This is a genomic window from Pseudomonas sp. DSP3-2-3 (assembly GCF_049898225.1).
Classification (GTDB): domain Bacteria; phylum Pseudomonadota; class Gammaproteobacteria; order Pseudomonadales; family Pseudomonadaceae; genus Aquipseudomonas.
In genome coordinates this window covers 1-3,320 of sequence record NZ_JAFCXH010000070.1, presented here as the reverse complement: position 1 = coordinate 3,320, position 3,320 = coordinate 1, and the positions used below count along the sequence as shown (strand labels likewise).

The 3,320-nt window shown below is 55.9% G+C and carries 3 protein-coding genes and 1 pseudogene; 1 reads left to right on the top strand and 3 read right to left on the bottom strand.

The window, feature by feature from the left end; translation table 11 throughout:
* Positions 1-118: 118 nt before the first annotated feature.
* Positions 119-1,150 (bottom strand): annotated as a pseudogene (gene tnpC / locus ACP7E4_RS30325) (IS66 family transposase); the annotation flags it as partial.
* 165 nt (positions 1,151-1,315) lie between these two features.
* Here tnpC and ACP7E4_RS30320 point away from each other — a divergent pair.
* Positions 1,316-2,296 carry an aldo/keto reductase gene (locus tag ACP7E4_RS30320; protein WP_426119946.1) on the top strand — a complete coding sequence of 327 codons (981 nt, stop codon included), beginning with the start codon at positions 1,316-1,318 and terminating at the stop codon, positions 2,294-2,296.
* A 242-nt stretch (positions 2,297-2,538) separates the two neighbouring features.
* Here the strand turns inward: ACP7E4_RS30320 and tnpB are convergent, their stop codons facing one another.
* Positions 2,539-2,844, bottom strand: a complete 306-nt coding sequence (gene tnpB, locus ACP7E4_RS30315; RefSeq protein WP_426119942.1) for an IS66 family insertion sequence element accessory protein TnpB — start codon at positions 2,842-2,844, stop codon at positions 2,539-2,541.
* A complete protein-coding gene (gene tnpA / locus ACP7E4_RS30310; RefSeq protein WP_426119944.1) occupies positions 2,841-3,164 on the bottom strand; it encodes an IS66-like element accessory protein TnpA in 324 nt (107 codons plus the stop codon). The genes tnpB and tnpA overlap by 4 nt, the downstream gene beginning before the upstream one ends.
* Positions 3,165-3,320 lie beyond the last annotated feature (156 nt).

Genomic DNA, 3,320 nt, shown 5'->3' with positions numbered 1-3,320 from the left:
CTGCGTCGCTGCCTGCCTTTGGGGTGGCCGGATGTGCGTGGAATGGGTGGCCGGGTCACCGTGGAATAGGTGGCCGGATGTTCATGGAATCAGTGGCCGGATGGCCGTGGAATACGCAGGCCATGCAGCCGATTTCGGTCACGCCGAGTTCGAAGCTGGCCTTGTAACGGCCAAAATCGTCACAGACCAGTTTGCCTTTCCAGTCGTGCAGGAAGTTACGAGCATGCTCGCCAGCACGACTGGGGCTGAAGTCGTAGACAACAGCAGCTGTTTCGCAGAACTGGCTGGTGGCGTATGCCCAAACATAAGAACGGTGGGTTTTCTTCGAGCCCGGAGCGAGCATTTGTACGGGCGTTTCGTCCGCATGCACAACCTGCTGCCCGATCACCACGTCACGCAGGGCATCGACCAGGGGCTGCAACTGCACGCCCGTCATACCAACCCACTGGACCAACGTCGAACGCGGAATCGCCAAGCCAGCTCGACCGAAAATCGATTCCTGACGGTAAAGCGGAAGATGATCAGCGAACTTCGCGATCATGACGTGGGCCAGTGACCCAGCAGTCGGGATGCCCTTGTCAATAATTTGCGCAGGTACTGGCGCCTGGATCAGCGTTTCGCAGTCATCGCATACCCACTTGCCACGAATATGACGCTCGACGGTAAACACGCCCGGCGTGTAGTCCAGCTTCTCGCTGACATCTTCACCGATCCGCTTGAGTGGGCAGCCGCATGGGCAGTGGGTGTTGTCCGGGTCGTGATGGGTCAATGTGCGTGGAAACTCTTCCGGCAGAGCCGTACGCTTGGGCTTTTGCTTTTTCTCGGCCGTAGCTGGCGCTAGTTGTAACGCTTGAAGCTCGGTCTCAATAGCTGCGATATCGGTATCGTTCAGGTCATCTAACAGGCTGGCCTGCCCAGGATTCATCTGCTCGCTGCGCTTGGCAAACTTCAAACGCTTGAGTTGTGCGATCTCGTGGGTCAGCTTTTCAATCACCGTCTGATCGCGGTTGATCTTCTTGCCCATCGTTTCAACCGTCTTGCTCATAGTCTCAACCGTATTACCCATGGTCTCGACTTGCGACAGCAATTGCGCAGCGAATGCACGCAGTTGGTCGGGAGCCATTTGATCGAGATTGGGCAAGGAAGTCATGCCGTGGATTTTACCAAAGCCCGCCATGCGAAATTGCACTTCACTTGACCACCCGCTTGCATTCGACCTGCCCAGTCTTTTGCATTCGATCTGACCACCGATTGCATCGGATTTGACCAGCTCGCGTCGTAACCATGATCAGCAACGAAATGCTCATTGCCGCCGGTGGCGACAGGCAACAAGCGGACGTCCAGAGCTGTGAGAAATCAAGATGAAGATTTCAGTCGCCTGCTTGAAACGCAAGTTTGCGCTGCACTACCCTTACGCGCTAGCTTGCCCTCTCAAAAAGCCATTAAGGAAACTGTGGATATGGAACCTGCCCCACTGATCACTCTCAACGACGGGGTTCAAATTCCGCAACTGGGCTTCGGTGTATGGAAACTTGATGATACACAGGCTTACGAGGCTTCCAGAGCCGCGCTGGCTGCCGGTTACCGGCATCTCGATACAGCGGTGAGTTACGGTAACGAAGCCGGAGTCGGCCGCGCTGTCGCCGAATGCGAACTCCTCCGCGAGCACATTTTCATCACCACTAAGCTGTGGAATGCCGAGCAAGGCTTCGACAGCACCCTACGAGCGTTCGACGCCAGCATGCAGCGCCTGGGGCTTGAAACCCTGGATCTGTACCTTATTCACTGGGCCATCCCAAAGAAAGGCGCGTATCGTGAGACTTGGAAAGCCTTCGTGCGCTTGAAGCAGGAGGGTCGAGTGCGCTCCATTGGTGTATCCAACTTCAATGTCGAGCACCTGGTCCACATCATTGATGACACCGGCGTGGTGCCGTCAGTCAACCAGATCGAAATTCATCCCGATTTTAACCAGGCCAACCTGAGCAAGTGGTGCCACGAGCAAGGCATCACAACCGCATCCTGGAGCCCGTTGGGCCAAGGCGGCGATCTGCTGAAAATGCCGTTGTTCGCCGAGATCGCCCATCGCCACGGCAAGACACCTGCCCATGTCATCCTGCGCTGGCACCTGCAAAACGGCCATGTGCCGATCCCGCGCTCAACTAATGCTGAGCGCATGGCGGCCAACCTCAATGTATTTGACTTTGAGCTGAGCAGCCATGAGCTCAAGGCGATTGCACATCTCAAACAAACCGGCCGCCTAGGGCCTGACCCCGAAACAATAGAAATGGGCCTGTGAGTCCGAGTCTCAGATGGGGGGTAGACCACCACCCTGCTATCGCGACCGTCCGCAATGGGGCGACTGCCGCCGGTGGCTACAGGCCGTGGTCGCTCCTTTTCTGCTGATCAAGGTTACGAAGCGTACTGGTCACATCCGATGTAAATGGGTGGTCAAGTCAGTACAATTACCCACGCCACTCGCAACAGTAAGCAAAGGCATAAATTACTGTTTTTAAAGCAGCGTAATTGCACCGCCAACGCCTACATGCTGCCAATGCAGACCGAGCACCAAGCCTGAAGCTGTTCGGTATCCAACTGCACTTCGCTGCCTTGCCGAGCGCGTGACCAATGGAATTTACCTTGGTTCAAGCGACGTGCCGCCAACCAGACGCCAACTCCATCGTGTACCAGCACCTTCATCCGAGTCGCGCGGCGATTGGCAAACAGATAGGCGCAGTGCGGCTTCGCCGCACCGAACACGGCGACCACTCTGGCCAGCGCCGTTTCAGTGCCGGCGCGCATATCCATAGGCTCGGTGGCGAGCCAGATGGCGTCAATGCGGATCATCGCAACAAGCCTCGAAGGAATGCGGCGCAGTCAGCAGCGCTATCGGTTGGCCAGTTCACTTTGACGGTGCCGCGCGGGTGCAGAATCTCAACGATGATATTCGATAAAGATACGGGTGCCGTTGTTTGCATAGACAACGGAATGAATGCTGGTTGAAGCGCCGTGCTCTTCTGCGCTTGCACCCGAATCCATTTGTGGACGAGGTTTGCGTTGAGGCTATGGCTGAGGGCCACGCTGGCGATTGAAGCGCCGGGTTGGATACACTCTTGAATGACCTGGGTTTTGAAGGATTTGGAATACGAACGGCGTGTTGGCTGCATGAAATACCCGCTTAAAAGGCTAGAACTGGTGCCCACCTAAATTTGATCTGACCCCCAAATGTTGGACATCAACATAAAGGGGGTGATATGAAAAAATACACAGAGCAGGCAAAGCTCGCGGCAGTACAGGACTATTGCTCCGGCAATGGGGGACTA